Source organism: Pedococcus bigeumensis, assembly GCF_039531795.1.
Lineage (GTDB): Bacteria > Actinomycetota > Actinomycetes > Actinomycetales > Dermatophilaceae > Pedococcus > Pedococcus bigeumensis.
Genome location: NZ_BAAAQS010000005.1, coordinates 501469 through 518670 on the forward strand (window position 1 = coordinate 501469; position 17202 = coordinate 518670).

Sequence of the window (17202 nt, forward strand, 5' to 3'; positions counted from 1 at the left end):
CGGTGACCCTAGCGGGACGGGTCCGGCACGGGGCCGCATCGAAGGCACTTGAACATGTTCAAGATCGTCTGCTACGGTCTCGACCACCAACTTGAACACGTTCAAAGAAGCCAGTCACGGCTTGGAGAGCGTCCACCCCGAAGGAGCCCCCGTGGACAACGCGGTCATCGCCTACCTGCTCTACCTGCTCATCGCCGTGCCCCTCACGATCTGGGTCGGGTCGACCCTGTCGCGCAACGGCAGGGTGTTCTTGGTCGACGTCTTCGACGGCAACGACGACCTGGCCGAGGCGGTCAACAAGCTGCTCGTGGTCGGCTTCTACCTCCTCAACCTCGGCGTCGTGGCGCTCTACCTGCGGGTCGGGGACACCCTGGCGAACGCCCGGGCCATCGTCGAGGTGCTCAGCGTCAAGATGGGCGTCGTCCTGCTCATGCTCGGCGTCGTGCACCTGACGAACGTCTACGTCTTCAACAAGATCCGACGCCGTGGCCGGCTCGACGCCATGGCTGCTCCCCCGGTGCCGCCGCAGGGCTGGACCCAGCCCGCCGCCCCGATGGGCTGACGGTCGTGCGGACCACCCGGCTCGCCCTCGGCGGCGCCACCCTCTGGAGCCTGGCGCTGGTGGTGGTCGCCCTCACCGTGCCGGTCTACTCCGGGGAGACGACCACGTCGGACTCCACCGGCGCGACGACCACCACCGCCACCTCCACCACCCTCGTCGCGGAGAACGGGTGGTGGGGGCTCGTCGTGGCCGGCCTCCCCCTGGTCGCCTGCCTGGTCGTCGGGGCGTTGCTGCTCCGGACCGGCGGCCCAGCGGCGAGGGCCGTCGCGGTGGTGGTCGTGGCCCTGCTCGGCGTCGGCACCCTGCTCGGCCTGCTCAGCATCGGGGTCTTCGTCCTGCCGGTCACGGTGGCGCTCGCGGTCGCCGTGGCCTCGGCCGACCACTCCCGCGGCCCGGCCCCCGTCGAGGGGCGGACCGACGGCGCGCAGGTGGGGCCGTGAAGCAGCTCGTCGTCCTCTACGACGCGGGCTGCCCGATGTGCTCGCGGTTCCGGTCGTGGCTGGTCGAGCAGCCGCACCTCGTGCGAGTGGTGGCGGTCCCCGCCGGCTCCACCGCCGCCCGCGAGCTGCTCCCCCACCTCGACCACGCCGCGACACTGCGGGAGATCACGGTCGTGGCCGACACCGGCGCGGTGTGGACCGGCGCCAGCGCCTGGGTCACCTGCCTGTGGGCCACCGTCGAGCACCGCGACCTCGCCCTGCGCCTGTCCACGCCCCTCGGGCTGCCGGTCGCCCGGGTGATGGCGTATGCCGCGGCCGGGCTGCGCGCGTCCCTCACCACCACGCCCGCACCCGACGGGCGCGGGCCCGAGCAGCGCGGTCCCGAGCCGGGCGGTCCCGAGCCGCGCAGGTCCGACACCACCGGAGGGGGTGGCTACGCTGACGACTGTGACGGACTCTGCGCACCGGTCTGACCCAGCCAACCGGTCGGATCGAGGCGAGCAGACCCGGTCCGCGATCGCGGCGGCCGCCCAGGAGCTCTTCCTCGAACGCGGCTACGACAAGACCACCATGCGGGCCGTCGCCGACCGGGCCGGCGTCAGCATCGGCAACGCCTACTACTACTTCGACTCCAAGGAGCACCTGGTCCAGGCCTTCTACGACCAGATCCAGGTCGAGCACGCAGCAGCGGCGCACGACTCGCTGGCCCGCAGCGAGAAGTTCGCGGACCGCCTGCGCGGGGCGCTGACCACCTGGGTCGACGTGGCAGCGCCCTTCCACGGCTTCGCCGGGAAGTTCTTCAAGGTCGCGGCCGAGCCCACCAGCCCCCTGTCGCCGTTCAGCACCGAGTCGCGGGGCGCCCGCGAGGCCAGCATCGACCTGTTCCGGCGGGTCGTGGAGGGCTCCGACCTCAAGGTGCCGGCGGCCATCCGGGCCGAGCTGCCCGAGCTGCTCTGGCTGCTCCAGATGGGGGTCGTGCTCTTCTGGGTGCACGACTCGAGCGACGGGCAGAAGCGCACCCACGCGCTGGTGCGACAGGTGGTGCCGCTGGTCGACAAGCTGGTCCGCCTCAGCCGCCTGCCCGGCATGCGGGGTGTGGTCGGCGACGTCGTGGAGCTGATCCGCTCGGTCCGCGCCTGACGCCCGCGTCCGCAAGCCACCTCGCCGCGTCCGCAAGCCACCTCGCCGCGTCGTCAGGTCCGGCCGGGCGTCGCGTCGCCGCGGTCAGCCGGTCCGGTCGCGCAGGTCGGCCACGTGGGGCGAGACCGCCGGGTCGAGCCCCAGCCCGAGCGCGAGGTAGGTCGCCGCGAAGTCGGTGGTGGCGATCTGACCGGACAGCCGCACCAGCGGGTGCCCTGCCTCTGCGGTCACCTCGCTGACCCGCACACCGGCCTCGCGCGCAGCGGTCGTCACTGCCTCGGCGAGGATGCGCGCCTCGTCGGCCTCACGGGTCAGCGGGTCGGGCAGCACGTCGCGCAGCATCAGCAACGACAGTCGGGGCGCCGAGGGTCCGTCGAGGAAGGGGTCGGCGAAGATGTCGTCGCCGGGCTGCGGGCCGCCACCCGACGGTGACGGCGCCCCACCGGAGTAGACCGCCGTGAACGGCCCGTCGAAGCACGCCACGACCTGGGCGGCGTCGTCGGGCAGCTCCCCCGAGGTCGCCGGCACCCGGGCGGTCCGGGCCAGCATCGACGTGGCGCGGCCCGCAGCCACGCCGTTGAGGGGGCCGTCACCGAGCACCACCGGCACGCCCTCGGCGAGGTCTGCGGCCAGGACCTTGGCCGGGTTGACGAACGACTCCGACGACGGCCGACAGGTCTCGGCCAGCTCGTCGAGGCGGTCGGCGGTCTGGGTGAGCACGCGGGCGTCGACGTCGACGATGCCCAGGTGGCCCGCGCCGAGCAGCACGGGCGCGAGCAGCGACCAGAGGGCGGTCCGGGAGGTGGTCCGGCCGCGGCCGATGCCGATGTGCACTCCCCTGGCCTGCGCCGCCACGTCCGCCAGTGGCGAGTCGACCGCGCCGACGGTCAGCAACGAGGCACCCCGACGGGCGGCCTCGGCCGCCAGTGCGAGCGGACCCGGGGCGCGCCCCGACAGCGACACCGCGATGACGAGGTCGAGAGGCCCGACCCAGCCGGGCAGCGGCACGTTCCTCCGGACGCTCACCGGCACCGGTGAGCCCGGCTCGGCCAGGAGCTCGAGGACGTCGCACACGACCGCGGACCCGCCCAGCGACGCGACGAGCACCGAGCGGGGCCGCTCACCTCCTGCGACGCGTTCGATCCCCGCCTCCTCGGACAGCGCGACCGCCTCGCGCACCTGGGCGCCGGCCGTCGCCAGGGCCCGGAGCGTCTGCTGCGAGTCGAGGGCGGTCAGCGCCTCGTCACTGTCGACGCGCGACTCGTCGAAGAAGGAGGCCATCGTCGCGCCGGCAGTCCGTCAGACCGGCTTGCGGGCTTCGTCGACCAGCAGCACCGGCACGCCGTCGTCGATGCGGTACTGCAGTCCGCACTCGGCATTGGTGCAGTGCAGCTCGGGCTTGTCCGCCACGGTGGCGTCGGTGAGCTCGGAGCGGCATGCAGGGCACCTCAGGATCTCCCGCAGCCACGGCTCGATCCGGACGTCCTGTCCTTGCGACATCAGCGTTCTCCTCTCACCAGTGCGAGTACATCGTCTCGCACCTGGCGCATCGTGTCTTGGTCGGCTGCCTCGACGTTGAGTCGCAGCAGCGGTTCGGTGTTGGAGGCCCGCAGGTTGAACCACCACATCGGGGCGTCCTGCGTCGCCGCGTGGGTCGCCGTCAGCCCGTCCAGCTCGTCGAACTCCGCGCCGCGCGCGGCCGCCCACTCCCGCGCCCGTGCGGTCGCTGCCGCGGCATCGGTGACGGTCGAGTTGATCTCGCCCGACGCGGCATACCGGCTGTATGCCGCGGTGAGCCGGCTGAGCGGCTCGGCCTGCTCGCCCAGGGCGGCGAGGACGTGCATCGCGGCGAGCATGCCCGTGTCGGCGAACCAGAAGTCGCGGAAGTAGTAGTGCGCGCTGTGCTCGCCGCCGAACACGGCGTCCTCGCGAGCCATCTCGGCCTTGATGAACGAGTGGCCCACGCGGGTGCGGACACCGCGGGCACCCTGCTCGGCGATGATCTCGGGCACCGCCGCCGACGAGATGACGTTGTAGACGACCGCGACGTCGGCTGCGGGCGTGCCGGCCGCGACCTCCCGGGCGATCTCGCGCGTGGCGACCAGCGCGGTCACGGCGCTCGGGCTCACCGGCTCGCCGCGCTCGTCGATGACGAAGCACCGGTCGGCGTCGCCGTCGAAGGCGAGCCCGAGGTCGGCACGGTGCTCGACGACCGCCGCCTGCAGGTCGCGCAGGTTGTCGGGCTCGAGCGGGTTGGCCTCGTGGTTGGGGAACGTGCCGTCGAGCTCGAAGTAGAGCGGCACGACCTCGAGCGGGAGCTCGGGCAGGCCGGCTGCCGTGCCGAGGACCGCGGGCACCGTGTGGCCACCCATGCCGTTGCCCGCGTCGACGACCACCTTGAGCGGGCGTCCGCCCGACAGGTCGACGAGCCCCCGGAGGAACACCGCGTAGTCGGTCAGCAGGTCGCGCTCGGACACGCTGCCCACGGGACCGTCGACGGGGCCGGCGCTGGTGCCCGTGTCGAGCAGCTGCTGGGCCAGGGCGCTGACATCGGCGAGGCCGGAGTCCTGGCCGACGGGTCGGGCGCCCGCGCGGCAGAGCTTGATGCCGTTGTACTGGGCCGGGTTGTGGGAGGCGGTGAACATCGCGCCGGGGAGGTCGAGGGCACCACTGGCGTAGTAGAGGCCGTCGGTGCTGCACAGCCCGATCAGGGTGGCGTCGAGGCCCTGTGACGTGACGCCGGCCGCGAAGGCCCGCGAGAGCTCAGGGGACGAGGGACGCATGTCGTGGCCGATCACCACACCCGACGCGCCCTCGGGCGCGATCACGGTCTGGGCGAAGGCAGCCCCCAGGGCCCAGGCCACGTCGACGTTGAGCTGGTCGGGGACCAGGCCACGGACGTCATAGGCCTTGACGAAGTCGGACAGCACGGGTTTCGACACGCTCGAAACCCTAGCGGTCTCAGGAGTCGCGCAACACGCGCAGGTGTCCTCGGCGACCGGTCTCGACCGCGCCGGAGGCATCCTCGTCGGCGGGCTGGCGGCGCTGCTGCACGGCGGCCTCACCGAGCCTCGGACGACCCGCCTCACGGACGGCGTTCGCCAGCGCGAGGAGGTCGTCGTGCGACGGCTCGGGCTCGACGTACTCACCCGACAGGCGCACGATCTCCCAGCCCCGCGGGGCGGTCAGGCCCTCGGCATGGGCGGCGCACAGGTCGTAGGTGTGCGGCTCGGCGAAGGTCGCGAGCGGGCCGACCACGGCGGTCTGGTCGCCGTACACGTAGGTGAGCGTCGCGATGGCGGGCTTCGAGCACGCGGTGCGGGAGCACCTCCTGGACAGACTCACGTCGCGGACTCTATGCCAGCACGACGGGGCCACCGGTTCGGCACGCCGTAGGCTGCGGGAGTGACTTCGGCCGGCTCCCCCCAGCGCCCCACCCGGCGCGGTCGGCGGGACCGGCGCGGTCGCGGCGTGCGTGGTCCGCTGGCCTGGCCGCCCGTGCCCGCGATGACCACCCGTCGGCAGCAGTTCGACGACCTTGTGCTGGACAGCGCGGCCCGCCTCGAGGGTCGGCTCGGAGCGCGCTTCGAGCAACTGGAGTTCGCGGTGGAGGACGTGCCACCCACCGACCCGGCGCCGTGGGAGCGGGAGGGCGTCCCACTCGGGCGGGCCTTCCCCGCCCACGGACGGCAGCCGGCCCGGATCGTCATCTACCGCAGGCCGATCGAGGCGCGTGCCGAGAGCCAGCGCGACCTGACCGCCATCGTGCAGGACGTCGTGGTCGAGCAGGTCGCGGGGCTGTTCAACCTGCCGCCGGGCGACCTCGACCCCCGCTACGACGACGACGCCTGAACGACGACGCTTGAACGACGGTGGCGGGGCGACGGAGCGCTACTGGGTGACCTCGCGCAGGCCGATCGAGGTCGTCCGCAGGACCGTGTCACGCAGGGGCGCGATCGAGATGAGCTGGCCCGAGGCGTCGGACTGCACCGAGACGACGCCGGCCCGCAGCTGTCCCTGACCCGACACCCGGTGCACCCAGACCGAGGCGGCTCCGGTGACCTCCAGCACCCCGGAGGCGTCGACCCCGAGCTGCTGCCGGTGTGAGGTCTCGACCCCCTTGGCGTCGACGGTCACGATCTCGACCCCGGCCGTGTCACCCGACGAGGTCATCGCCAGGAACCGCTGCACCGGGGTGCTGCTGACCAGCGGCAGGCCGGCCACCCCGGTGATCGGCGGGGTCGAGGTGGTCCAGGCCAGGTCTCCGGGCTTGCCGGGCAGGGCACGGGTCACCATCGCCGCCGCCACCACCGGCACATCGGCCCGCACCTGGATCCCGACGTTGCCCGCGGGCAGCTTCGAGAGGTCGATGTCGCGCACCGCCCCGCCGTCGATGCGGATGACGCCACCGCCCGGCAGGGCGCGGGCGCCCTCGGCGGTGAGCACCCTCGCCTGGACGACCGCTTCGGAGTCGCCGGGCACCGCGACCCGCAGCACCGACCGGCCGGCGACGGTGACGGCCGGGATGACCTGGTCCCGCGAGGGCTGTGCGGCGGGCACGGCGTCGTCCGACCCCGCTGCACGGGTCCCGTCGAGCCAGGTGTCGTTGACCACGGCTCCCACGACCCCGCCCTCGGCGACGACGTGGACGACAGGGCTGGCGAGGTCGCCGGAGATCGAGTCGAGCAGGAAGGAGGTGCGTCCGTGGGCCGGCACGACGATGTCCTTGCCGTTCGGCGAGGAGACCGGGCCGTCGGCGCCGTGCAGTGTCGCGTCGACGGTGACCGGGTTGCCCCCCGGGTTGGTGAGCACGAGCCGCTCCTGCCGACCGGGGTCGCCCCCACCGGCGAGGATCCAGAACTCGGCCCCGGGCTGGCCACAGGGCGCGCCCCCGAGCGACCGGAGGTCACCCGATGGCACCAGCCAGCTCTGCGCCGCGGCGACTCCCGCTGCCATCGACTCGCTCCCCGACACGAGCACCCCGGCCGCGGTGGACTGGTCCGCCGAGAGGTTCGCGCCGCGGTCGGTGACGGGCGCGCCGAGGGCACCACTCGGCATGCGGGCTGCGCTGAGCTCTCCGGCTGCAGTCGTGGGCTGGAGACCGGTCAGGGCACGCAACGGCGCCGCGGCCGCGGCGACCCGCACGGGGACGTCGGCGTCGTCGACGCCCTTGATGCCCTTGAGCTCGGGACCGGGGCAGACGAGCGAGGAGCTGCGGACCGGGTTGGTGGCGCCGCTGCCGGCCGGCGCGGCGCCCGCGGACGACCCGAACGCGAGGGCACCCTGGCCGTGGGTGGCGGCGACGACGAGGCCCACCCCGGCGAGGGCCACGAGCGAGGTGCGGACGAGTCCGCTGGCTGACACGTTCACGGGCGCCTTCTCCTCGAGGAGCGGTTGCCGAACGGCACGGCCAGGAACACGACGAGCAGCAGGAGGATGCCCTGCGCGAAGCGCCACGTGGCACTGGTCGGGAGCACCTCGACGGAGATCGTCGCCGGTCCAGCGGGCAGTGCGTATGCCGCGCTGTCGCCGCTGGGCGCGAGGACCCGGCCGTCGACGGTCACCCGGGCGTGACGCACCCAGGAGTCGGGCTCGGCCAGGACCAGCGAAGCTCGTTGCGGCACAACGGACTTCACCTCGATACGGGAGTGCGAGCCGCTCACCGGGAGCGCCTGCTCGGAGGTCTTGGTGACCAGTCGGGCCCGCGACGGCGCGACGGCGTCGTCAGCGGTGCCACCGCCTCCGGGGAGCACGCGCCAGAAGGTCACGCCGTCGTGCTCGCCGAGGCGGGTGAGCCCGGCCGTCGCGTCGAGCTCACGGATCCGCGGGTCGGTGGCCTCGGTGCGCAGGCCGACGAAGCCCACGGCCTGGCCCGAGAGGTCGGCGGCGGGGGTGAGCGCGCCGGGGGCAGCGCCCTGCTCGAACAACGCGCTGACGGCGGCGGCCAGGGCAGTGCTGTCGGCCCGGTCGGCGGCGGGCGTGGGCAACGAGCGCGCCACGTCGCCCACCTCACGGCCGAGCAGCTGGTAGGTCAGGCCGTCACCCTCAGGGGTGAGGAGCAGCATGCGGTTGCCGATGCCGCTCTCCGCCTGGTCGACGGCGACGGCGGGCCGTGGGTCCTGCCACGCGCCGAGCTCGGAGCCGACCGTGCGCCAGGTCAGCCAGGCGCCGCTGACCAGCACCGAGGCGACGAGGGCAGCGGCGACGGGCCAGCGCGTCAGCGCCTGCCAGCCCCCTCGCGACCGGCTCACGGCGAGGCCGTCGGCCCCCAGCAGGGCGGCGGCGACGAGGGCGAGCGCGGACACCAATAGGCCGGTGCCGGCCCAGGCGGTGATGGGTCGACCGGCCTCGGGAAGTCCCTGGGGCACGACCCCGAGGGTGATCCGGGGTGCCGCGACGGCATACGCGAGCCCGAGGACGGCGACCACGCCGAGGACGCTGGCAGCCGGGCCACGGCGACCCGCGCGGAGCAGGCCGAGCAGTCCGGCGAGCACGAGCGGCGCCGACAGCAGCACGGGGTAGGAGCCGGCCCCACCCGGGTGGAGCAGGGCGATCTGCCAGGGCAGGGCCTGGCTGGTGCCCCAGACCGACAGACCGGGACCGGTGAATGCGAGCGCCGGTCGGGCGACCAGCGTGGCCACCCAGGGTCCGAGGAGCAGCACCGGGCCGAGGGCGATCGCCAGCCCACGCACGCGGGCCCAGCCGTGCCCGGCGCACAGCGCCCCGACACCCGCGACGACCACGAGGGCCAGCAGGGCGGGGGCGAACGCACCGAGGACGGCGGCGCCGAGGACGGTGGCCGCGGTCGCGGTGGTCGTGCCGGTCCGGCGACCGGCCAGGGTGACCCCTGCCGCGACGAGCGGCAGCACGATCGCGGCGACGACCGCGCCCAGCCGGCCGGAGCCGACAGCGGTGGCCAGCACCGCCGTCGTCGACCAGGCGAGGGCAGCCAGCGCTCGCGGCAGGCGCGAGTGGGTCACGACCCGGGCGGCGAGGTATGCCGTGAACGCGGCCAGCGGGAGCGCGAAGGTCACGAGCAGCGTGACGACCGCTCCGGCGGGCGAGGCGGGGGTGCCGAGGAGGGGCAGGTGCGCGACCAGCCAGGAGAGCCCGGCCAGCACCACGAGGTGGGGGCCCTGCTCGGCGCCGGAACCCAGGCCGGCGCCGTGCCAGCCATCGAGCCAGGCGTGCCAGAGCGTGCCGGCACCGGCCCGGACCCCGACGGTCTCGCCGCCGGTGAGACCGTGGTCGAGGCGGTCGCCGAAGCTGCCGCCCAGCCGCCGGGTCGCCAGCACGGACACGACGGTCATCGCGAGGACCACGAGCAGCCCGGGGTTGCGAGCCGCGCGCGACGCCCAGGTGGCACCGAGGACGTTGAGGTCCTGCGCCTCGTCGGCGACGGGACCGGACTCGATCGCGGCAGCGCGGACGGAGTCGACCTGCCCCGGCTCGAGCGCCACCTCGTCGCGGATCAGGTCGGTGGTGTGGCGCAGCACGGTGCGCGGAGGGACGAACAGCCCCTGCAGGTCGCGGCGGCGCACCCGGCGGGTGCCCCGCGACCGCCACCGGGCTCCCAGCACACGGCCGGGCGTGAGCACGGCACCGATGTCGGAGAACTCCGCCCACGCGGCGCGCGGGCGCTTCGCGAGGAGGAGGGCGAGCGCCGCGACGGTGCTCGACAGCACGATCCACGCGGAGAGGAACGGCAGCGTCCACCACGCACACCGCGACAGCGCCACGCGACGCGCCTGGCGCCGCATGCGGGTCGCGGAGTCGACCGGCACGAGGTCGTCCGGAGCGGCCTCGGCGCCGGTGCGCAGCGTGGCGCGGGGCACCACGACCACGCGGCGGCCGGACTGCTGGGCCCGCCAGGAGAAGTCGACGTCGGCACCGAAGTCGCCGAACCTCCGCTCGGGACCGCCCAGCTCGTCGAGCAGCGCCCGCTCGACGAGCATCCCGGTCGCGGGGATGGCCAGGACGTCGGTGCGGCGGTCGTACTGGCCCTGGTCGGGCTCGCCGGGAGCCGGCGACGGGATGACCCGCCCGCTGCGGGTGAGCTGGAGGCCCACCGAGCGCAGGGCGCCCGCGCGGGTCCAGTCGAGGAGCTTGGGGCCGGCCGCACCCACCGACGGGCTGCGCCGCACCGCGTCGAGCAGGCGGGCCAGGGTCATCGGCGCGGCGGCGCTGTCGGAGGTCAGCACCCAGACGTGGGTGCCCGGGTCGCGCTCGTCACCACCGGTGGCGAGGTCCTGGGCGAGGGCCGAGCGCACGGCCTGCGCGAGGGAGGTGGCGCCGGGGACGGTCACGACGCTGATCGAAGGGATGGACTCCGCGACGCCACGGTGGGCCCGCAGGGTCTCGACGGCGTTGCCGTCCACCCCGGGGTCGACCACCACGAGGCGCTCGGGGTGACGCGTCTGGCGCGCGAGGGAGTCGAGGGTCTCCTCGAGCGCCGAGGCGGGGCCACGAAGCACCAGGACCGCCGTCACGGTCGCGACCGCCGCAGGAGGTCCTGCGGGGTCCGTCAGATCATGGGGCGGGGCAAGCGTCATGCGCTGGTCACGAGGGTGTCGCCACGCCGGCGACTAGACCGCACGCTTCTTGAGCTTGCGACGCTCACGCTCGGACAGGCCACCCCAGATGCCGAACCGCTCGTCATGGGCCAGGGCGTACTCCAGGCACTCGGCCCGGACCTCGCACCCGACACAGACCTTCTTGGCCTCCCGCGTCGAACCACCCTTCTCAGGGAAGAACGCCTCGGGGTCGGTCTGGGCACAGAGCGAACGCTCCTGCCACGACATCTCCACCTCTTCGCCACCTTCGAAGGTGACCAACTGAAGCTCTTGCACGGCTTCCTCCTCGACCCGGTGCGCCGTACGTGTCCACTACGTGTGACACGGTGTTTGTGACCGACTCCGATCACAACAATGGAATTACACGCGTGTCATACGCGGTTCGTCAAGCGGAAGTCTGATATTTGCCCGATCGGACGAACCTTGATAACGCCTCTTCACCCCGCACTAGAAGTGCGATAGAGGGCCATCGCAGGGCAGAGCCGGATGGCCGCAGCGCGTGCGGGCTCACCGTCGTCGGACCCGCCGGCAGCCCGGTCGACGATCACGGGGTAGCCCCACTCGTCCAGCCGGATCGCTCCCGGGAGCAGGCTCGCACAGACCCCGTGGCCGGTGCAGCGGACCCGGTCGACCCGCAGCTCGGTGGTCGGGTCAGTGCGTGAAGGAGTGGCGCTCATCGGTCCTCCTGAGGTCGGGGTGGGCTCCGCAGCGACCGCGCGCGTGCTCGGCAAGGTGGTCATCGAGCACCCGCAGGGCCGAGGTGGCGAGTCCGGCGACCCCGTCGGGGAAGCGACACGCACCACGGTCGACCAGGGACTGCGCGCGCTGGGCGAGCCGTCGGCGCGCGGGCTTCCCCTCCGGCCCGAAGTCCGCGAGGGCGTGCCAGTCGGCGGCCAGCGACGGCAGCCCGAACATGCACGGACCGCACTGGCCGGCGCTCTCCCCCGCGGCGTAGTCGAGCCACCGACCCATCTCCTCCACGGGGCAGACCCGTTGGTCGAGGACGTGCACCACCCCGGGACCGATCCGTCCGCCGAACTCGGCGAGCGCGGCCGACGACCACGCGGTCCGCAGCGCCTCGTCCCTGCCCAGGAGGACGCCACCGAGCCCTCCGACGACGACGGGGCCGACGTGGGCCGGGTCGGCCCCCGCGACCGCCAGGATCTCGGCGAGCGAGGTGCCGGTGACGACGTCGAGCACCCCGGGGCTCTCGACCGCCCCACCCACCGCGACCAGGCGGGGCCCGGGCTCGCCGGGCAGGCCCTGGCGACGGAACCACTCGGGACCGTGGTCGACGACCTGGGCCACCCGCCACACGGTCTCGGCGTTGAGGACGAGGGTCGGCCGGATGCGGCGACCCTCGCTGTCCGTGCCGCCCCGGACGAAGGGGGCGCGCTTGGTCATCGGGCGCGCCAGCCCGCCCTGGGCCAGGGAGATCAGCGAGGTCTCCTCCGATGCCACGTAGCGCCCGGGGGCCGACAGGACGTCGAGCCCGGCCTCGCGCAGCCGCGCCTCGGTCGCGGAGCCGCGGTGGGCGGCATACCGGACCCGACGGCGACCGGCGACGATCGAGGCCCCCCGGACCAGCGCGTCGAGGTGCTCAGCCACGACGTAGGCGTCCTTGGCCGCGCCGATCTCGCCGTCACAGGCGTTGACGATGAGCGAGGCGCGGTGCTTGCGCGCCACACGGATCTTGGTCGCGGTGCTGAACGCGGCCCCGCCCCGGCCGGTGAGCCCGGCCACGTCGAGGAGGTCCAGGAGGTCCTGGGTCATGACCACTCCTGGGCGACGATGGCCCGTCGGCGGGAGCGGTCGGCGTGCGTGGACAACCCGCGCCAGACCAGGCTGACGCCGCCGACGACGGCACACAGCACCGGCACGGCGCGCAGGAGCGGCTCGTTCGCCGTGCCCATGGCGTAGCCGTGCACCAGGGCCATCGGCCACAGGGCGAACGCGAGCACGTGGACGCCCTTCCACAGGCGACGGGAGAGGCGGTGCCGCAGCAGCGACGTGACGACCAGGGCCAGGATCAGGTCGAACGCCAGGGCGCCCAGACCGACCCACAGCGGCTGGTAGCCCGCCGTGAACGGCACGAACGCCGAGATCCAGTCGATCTTCACGTAGGTCTCGACGACAGCGGTCGCGATGTGGGCGAGGAGGAACACCGAGGTGCCGAGGGCCAGGGTGCGGTGCAGCCCCACGACGACCGTCTGGCTGACCGCGCGACTGCGCCGGCCGGCGGTCAGCGCGCCGAGCACGAGCACGGTCGTGAGGAGCACGATGCTCACCGTCCCGGTGGCGCGGGAGAGGAACCACAGCAGCTGGTTCATGCCGCGCTCCGGCCCGTGTCCGCGGGCGCGGGCCACCCCGGGGTCGTGACGACCGGGCCGCCGTCGGCCGGGTCCAGCCGCGCCGGTATGCCGCGCGCCTCCAGCCACGCGGGCGCCGCGAGGCCCAGCACCACCGCCGCGGTGGACGCGGCGTTGGCCTCGAGGGCATCGGTGGCCGCGCAGGTGACCTGCTCCCACACCGCGGGGGCCGTGCGTCCGGTGCGCGGGTCGACGATGTGGTGGCGGGGCTCGCCGTCCCTGGACCAGGTGCGCTTGCCCGTCGAGGACGTCGCGATGGCCTGGCCTCGGCTCGTGACGACCTGACGCACCTCGCCGTGGGTGCCCTCGACCCCGATCTGCCAGCCGTCGGGCGGCAGCTCACCGGACACGGCCACGTCGCCACCGAGGTTGACGAGGAAGCCACCCGGGAGGCGGGCTGCCAGCGCCGAGGCGATGACGTCCGCGGCATACGCCTTGGCGCTGGCGCCGAGGTCGATGACGGTGCCCCGCGCGACGTGCAGGCGGCGGGTGCCGACCTCGAGGTGGAGGCTGTGCCAACCCTGGACCACGGGGCCGTTCGGGCCGTTCGGGCCGTTCGGGCCGTTCGGGCCGGCCGAGCTGTTCGGGCTGGCCGCGCCGTTCGGTCCGGCCGAGCTCTTCGGGCTGGCCGCGCCGTTCGGGCTGGACTGCGCTGGTTCGGTGCTGGCCGGCCCTTCCGCTCGGGCCCGCACCACGTCGAGGTCGGCGTCGTAGCCCGACGCGATCACCGCAGCGCCGACGGTGGGGTCGACCAGCCCGTCGGTCAGGGCCGCAGCCCGCAGCGCAGCCTGCACGGCGTCGGCGAGGACCGCGGAGACGAGGGCGGTCGCCGGCCGGTCGGCCGCGAGTCGGGCGAGGGCGCTGACCTCGGAGTCGGGCCGGAACCGGCTCGCCGCCAGGTCGAGGTCGGCCAGGTGCTCACGGGCGATGACGATGGCCGCACCCAGCGCCTCGGGGCGGGTGACGACGAGCTGGTGGTGCGTGCCGATGGCGTCGAAGGCCGCCGACGCCGTGAACGCGTTCTGGGCGACCCCAGTGGCCCGGTTCACGACCCGCTCGAGTTCGACTGCGACGAGCCGGAGCCGGCGGTGAGGCCCTGGACGGTCCCGAAGCCCGAGCTGTTGGAGCTGTTCGAGCTGTTGGAGGACCCCGACGAGCTGCTGGAGGAGCTCGACGAGCCGGCACTGTCGTCGGAGCTTCCCGGCGAGCTGGAGGTGACGGCAGCGGACGTGGTCGTCTGCGACTGGTCGGCCAGGTGCACTCCGACGGCCCCGGCACCGACGGCACCGGCGAGCAGGGCGCCGGCAGTCCACCGGCGGACGAGGGTGAGGGGCTGGCGGGAGGAAGTCATCGGAACGGGTCCTTCTCTGGTCGGGTGACTTCACCGTGGCGGCCGCTCCTGTGCCGATCCTGTGTCACACCCATGGGTCCCCCTTTGGTGTCTCGGTCGTGGGGTCGTCGAGGGCCGAGGAGCCGCGCGCCTACGAGCCCGAGCTCGTGGCCTGCGGCTGCTGGACGCTGGGCTGCACGGGGGCGACGCTGCGAAAGGTGCGCTTCGCCGTCGTGCGGTGTCGCGACCGGGTGGCTGCTCGCCGGGTCGCCGCCCGACTTCTGGCCGCGGATGTGGTGGGCGTGCCGACGGGAGTCCGAGCCCCATCCTGGGGAGCGGTCCGCGGAGCGGTCGCAGCCACCCCGGCGGAGGCCGCGGTGGCCAGTTTCCTGGCGTGGTGACCCGCGAGGTGCACGGTCACCACACCAGCCCCCACCGCGGCGGCGACGAGGCTTCCGGCCGTCACGCGGTGGATCAGCCGGACGAGGTCGCGTGCGTCTGTGGGGGGCATGCCCCTCACGGTGCGCCTTCCTTGCTGTGAGCCACCTGAACACCGGGGACCCGCCGAGAGAGGTCGGGGCCGTGCTGCAAGACTCGGGACATGCGCATCACGGCACTGGCCGGCGGCGTCGGAGGTGCCCGCTTCCTGCGCGGCCTCCGCACCCACCTCGACCGCTCCCCCGACCTCGCGGACACCGAGCTCACCGTCATCGGCAACACCGGTGACGACATCAGCCTCTTCGGCCTGCGGGTCTGTCCCGACCTCGACACGCTGCTCTACACGCTCGGCGGCGGCATCCACGAAGGCCAGGGGTGGGGCCGGGCCGACGAGAGCCACCGGGTGCTGGGTGAGCTCGCGGCATACGGCGCCGTGCCGCAGTGGTTCAGCCTCGGCGACCTCGACTTCGGCACCCACATCGTGCGCTCGCAGTGGCTGGGCCAGGGCCTGTCCCTCTCCGAGGTCACGGCCCGACTGGCTGCCCGCTGGGGGCTGCCCGACCAGCGAATCACCCTGCTGCCCATGAGCGACTCCCCCGTCGAGACCCACGTGGTCGTCGAGGACGAGCAGGGACAGCGCGCGATCCACTTCCAGGAGTGGTGGGTCCGCCACCAGGCGTCGATCCCCGCGCAGCGTTTCCAGGCCGTCGGGATGGACCGCGCCAGCGCCGCCCCGGGCGTCCTCGACGCGATCCGCGGCGCCGACGTCGTGCTGCTGCCGCCGAGCAACCCGGTGGTGTCCATCGGGATCATCCTCGGGGTGCCCGGAGTGCGGGATGCGTTGCGGGGCACCGCTGCTCCCGTGGTCGGCGTGTCACCGCTGATCGGCGGTATGCCGGTGCGTGGCCACGCGGATGCCTGCCTGCGGGCGATCGGCGTGGAGTCCACCACCTCCGCCGTCGCGGGGCTGTACGAGGACTTCCTCGACGGCTGGCTGGTCTCCCCCGAGGACGAGTCGTCGGTGCGTCTGCCGCGCGCCACGGTGCGCAGCCGTCCGCTGCTGATGAGTGACGCCCAGACCGCCGCCGACATCGCGGGCGCCGCCCTCGACCTGGCGCTCGAGCTGCCCTCCCGGACCAAGGGCGCCTGAGCGTGCCGGCGCTCTCGATCCTGCCGTTGACCGGCATACCCGAGGTGCGGTCAGGTGACGACCTGGTGGCCCTGCTGCTGGAGGCCGTGGCGGCCGCGGACCTGGAGCTCGAGGACGGCGACGTGCTCGTGGTGTCGAGCAAGGTCGTCTCGAAATCCCTTGGCCTGTGGGCAGACTCGACGATCAAGGGGGCAGCGGTCGTCAGCCAGACCGTGCGTGTCGTGGCCGAGCGGCTGGCGGGTGACCGGCTGACGCAGATCGTCCGGTCGACGGCCGGGCCGATCATGGCCGCGGCCGGCGTGGACGCCTCCAACACCGGAGGACGCGACGACGTGCTCCTGCTCCCCGCCGACCCGGATGCCGAGGCCGACCACCTCCGGGTGGCACTCCTCGCCGCGACCGGCCTCGGTCGGCTCGGCGTGGTGCTGAGCGACACGGCCGGGCGACCCTGGCGGTTCGGGCAGACCGACTTCGCCCTCGGCGCCGCGGGCGTCACCGTCGTGGACGACCTGCGTGGTGGCGTGGATGCCGACGGGCGACCGCTGTCGGTCACCGCCCGCGCCGTCGGCGACGAGCTGGCAGCCGCCGCAGACCTCGTGAAGGGCAAGGCCGACGCGATCCCGGCCGCCGTGGTCCGCGGGACCGAGTGGGCGGTCTCCGAGCGGGGCCCCGGCGCCCGCGTCCTCATCCGCGCCGGGAGCGAGGACTGGTTCGACTACGGCCGTGCAGAGGCGGTCCGGGCCTCCCTCGGCGTCGAGCCGGGAGAGGACCTCGCCGAACAGGTCGGCATCCCGACCGTCGGCAGCGAGGACGAGGCCACCCGCCTGGGCCGCGCAGTCGCCGTGGCGCTCGTCGGCACCCCGGACGTCGGGATCGACGTCGGCGGGTCGGCCGTGCACGTGTCCAGCCCGTCGGCCTACCAGCTCGGCGTCGCGGTGGCCCGGCTCGAGGTGGCCCTGTGGGGCGAGGGACTGACCGCCGAGGTCCCCGACGAGGTGGCCGGGCTCGACCTGCACCTCGAGATCCGCGACCGCTGACCACCAGACCGCAACAAGTCGAGGGACCTCCCCACCTGTTGCCGACAGATCCTCACCGGGACGCGGATCCGGCCGCCCCGTGACCACCAGACCGCAACAAGTCGAGAGACCTCCCCACCTGTTGCCGACAGATCCTCACCGGGACGCGGATCCGGCCGCCCCG

At 73.9% G+C, this 17202-nt stretch carries 19 protein-coding genes; 7 read left to right on the plus strand and 12 right to left on the minus strand.

The features are described 5' to 3' along the window. The first annotated feature begins 151 nt into the window (after nt 1-151). The 4 genes from ABD262_RS18035 to ABD262_RS18050 are packed head-to-tail and all read left to right on the plus strand — an operon-like array spanning nt 152 to nt 2142. Nucleotides 152-562, plus strand: coding sequence for a hypothetical protein (locus ABD262_RS18035; RefSeq protein WP_344139175.1), 411 nt, complete (start codon nt 152-154; stop codon nt 560-562). A 5-nt stretch (nt 563-567) separates the two neighbouring features. Next, nucleotides 568-1002 (plus strand): hypothetical protein, encoded by a 435-nt coding sequence (locus tag ABD262_RS18040; protein ID WP_344139177.1) that lies wholly within the window; start codon nt 568-570, stop codon nt 1000-1002. After that, a complete protein-coding gene (locus ABD262_RS18045; RefSeq protein ID WP_344139179.1) occupies nt 999-1475 on the plus strand; it encodes a DCC1-like thiol-disulfide oxidoreductase family protein in 477 nt (158 codons plus the stop codon). The genes ABD262_RS18040 and ABD262_RS18045 overlap by 4 nt, the downstream gene beginning before the upstream one ends. Then, a complete protein-coding gene (locus tag ABD262_RS18050; protein WP_344139181.1) occupies nt 1450-2142 on the plus strand; it encodes a TetR/AcrR family transcriptional regulator in 693 nt (230 codons plus the stop codon). The genes ABD262_RS18045 and ABD262_RS18050 overlap by 26 nt, the downstream gene beginning before the upstream one ends. 84 nt (nt 2143-2226) lie before the next feature. Here ABD262_RS18050 and ABD262_RS18055 read toward each other — a convergent pair whose 3' ends face one another. Genes ABD262_RS18055 through ABD262_RS18070 form a run of 4 tightly spaced genes read right to left on the minus strand, consistent with a single transcriptional unit; the run spans nt 2227 to nt 5487 of the window. Further along, nucleotides 2227-3423 (minus strand): SIS domain-containing protein, encoded by a 1197-nt coding sequence (locus ABD262_RS18055; RefSeq protein ID WP_344139183.1) that lies wholly within the window; start codon nt 3421-3423, stop codon nt 2227-2229. An 18-nt stretch (nt 3424-3441) separates the two neighbouring features. Continuing rightward, nucleotides 3442-3642: a Trm112 family protein gene (locus ABD262_RS18060; RefSeq protein WP_344139185.1), complete on the minus strand. Its 201-nt coding sequence runs from the start codon at nt 3640-3642 to the stop codon at nt 3442-3444. After that, a complete protein-coding gene (locus tag ABD262_RS18065) occupies nt 3642-5084 on the minus strand; it encodes a phosphomannomutase/phosphoglucomutase (protein ID WP_344139187.1) in 1443 nt (480 codons plus the stop codon). Before ABD262_RS18065 ends, ABD262_RS18060 begins: the two co-directional genes overlap by 1 nt. Nucleotides 5085-5103: 19 nt before the next feature. Further along, complete coding sequence (locus tag ABD262_RS18070) at nt 5104-5487, minus strand: DUF3499 domain-containing protein (RefSeq protein WP_344139189.1); 384 nt, start codon at nt 5485-5487, stop codon at nt 5104-5106. Nucleotides 5488-5547: 60 nt separating this feature from the next. On the opposite strand from ABD262_RS18070, the gene ABD262_RS18075 reads away from it, so the two are divergent. Continuing rightward, nucleotides 5548-5994 (plus strand): metallopeptidase family protein, encoded by a 447-nt coding sequence (locus ABD262_RS18075; protein WP_344139191.1) that lies wholly within the window; start codon nt 5548-5550, stop codon nt 5992-5994. A 39-nt stretch (nt 5995-6033) separates the two neighbouring features. Here ABD262_RS18075 and ABD262_RS18080 read toward each other — a convergent pair whose 3' ends face one another. The 8 genes from ABD262_RS18080 to ABD262_RS18115 all read right to left on the minus strand — a co-directional run bounded on the left by ABD262_RS18080 (nt 6034) and on the right by ABD262_RS18115 (nt 14435). Next, nucleotides 6034-7512 carry a DUF5719 family protein gene (locus tag ABD262_RS18080; protein WP_344139193.1) on the minus strand — a complete coding sequence of 493 codons (1479 nt, stop codon included), beginning with the start codon at nt 7510-7512 and terminating at the stop codon, nt 6034-6036. Continuing rightward, nucleotides 7509-10694: a glycosyltransferase gene (locus tag ABD262_RS18085; RefSeq protein WP_344139195.1), complete on the minus strand. Its 3186-nt coding sequence runs from the start codon at nt 10692-10694 to the stop codon at nt 7509-7511. The genes ABD262_RS18080 and ABD262_RS18085 overlap by 4 nt, the downstream gene beginning before the upstream one ends. A gap of 33 nt (nt 10695-10727) precedes the next feature. Then, nucleotides 10728-10943 carry a WhiB family transcriptional regulator gene (locus ABD262_RS18090; protein WP_153269213.1) on the minus strand — a complete coding sequence of 72 codons (216 nt, stop codon included), beginning with the start codon at nt 10941-10943 and terminating at the stop codon, nt 10728-10730. A 209-nt stretch (nt 10944-11152) separates the two neighbouring features. Further along, the gene (locus ABD262_RS18095) at nt 11153-11392 is read right to left on the minus strand and encodes a ferredoxin (protein ID WP_344139197.1); all 240 of its coding nucleotides are present in this window, start codon (nt 11390-11392) and stop codon (nt 11153-11155) included. Continuing rightward, a complete protein-coding gene (locus ABD262_RS18100; RefSeq protein ID WP_344139199.1) occupies nt 11367-12488 on the minus strand; it encodes an NADH-ubiquinone oxidoreductase-F iron-sulfur binding region domain-containing protein in 1122 nt (373 codons plus the stop codon). The genes ABD262_RS18095 and ABD262_RS18100 overlap by 26 nt, the downstream gene beginning before the upstream one ends. Then, nucleotides 12485-13045, minus strand: a complete 561-nt coding sequence (locus tag ABD262_RS18105) for a ferric reductase-like transmembrane domain-containing protein (protein ID WP_344139201.1) — start codon at nt 13043-13045, stop codon at nt 12485-12487. Before ABD262_RS18105 ends, ABD262_RS18100 begins: the two co-directional genes overlap by 4 nt. Beyond that, nucleotides 13042-14133: an FAD:protein FMN transferase gene (locus ABD262_RS18110; RefSeq protein ID WP_344139203.1), complete on the minus strand. Its 1092-nt coding sequence runs from the start codon at nt 14131-14133 to the stop codon at nt 13042-13044. The genes ABD262_RS18105 and ABD262_RS18110 overlap by 4 nt, the downstream gene beginning before the upstream one ends. Continuing rightward, nucleotides 14130-14435 (minus strand): hypothetical protein, encoded by a 306-nt coding sequence (locus ABD262_RS18115; RefSeq protein ID WP_344139205.1) that lies wholly within the window; start codon nt 14433-14435, stop codon nt 14130-14132. The genes ABD262_RS18110 and ABD262_RS18115 overlap by 4 nt, the downstream gene beginning before the upstream one ends. 580 nt (nt 14436-15015) lie before the next feature. Between ABD262_RS18115 and cofD the strand changes: the two genes are divergently transcribed. After that, on the plus strand, nt 15016-16002 hold the full coding sequence (gene cofD, locus ABD262_RS18120; RefSeq protein WP_344139207.1) for a 2-phospho-L-lactate transferase: 987 nt from the start codon (nt 15016-15018) through the stop codon (nt 16000-16002). A gap of 2 nt (nt 16003-16004) precedes the next feature. Next, nucleotides 16005-17039, plus strand: a complete 1035-nt coding sequence (gene cofE, locus ABD262_RS18125) for a coenzyme F420-0:L-glutamate ligase (protein WP_344139209.1) — start codon at nt 16005-16007, stop codon at nt 17037-17039. The last annotated feature ends 163 nt before the right edge of the window (nt 17040-17202 follow it).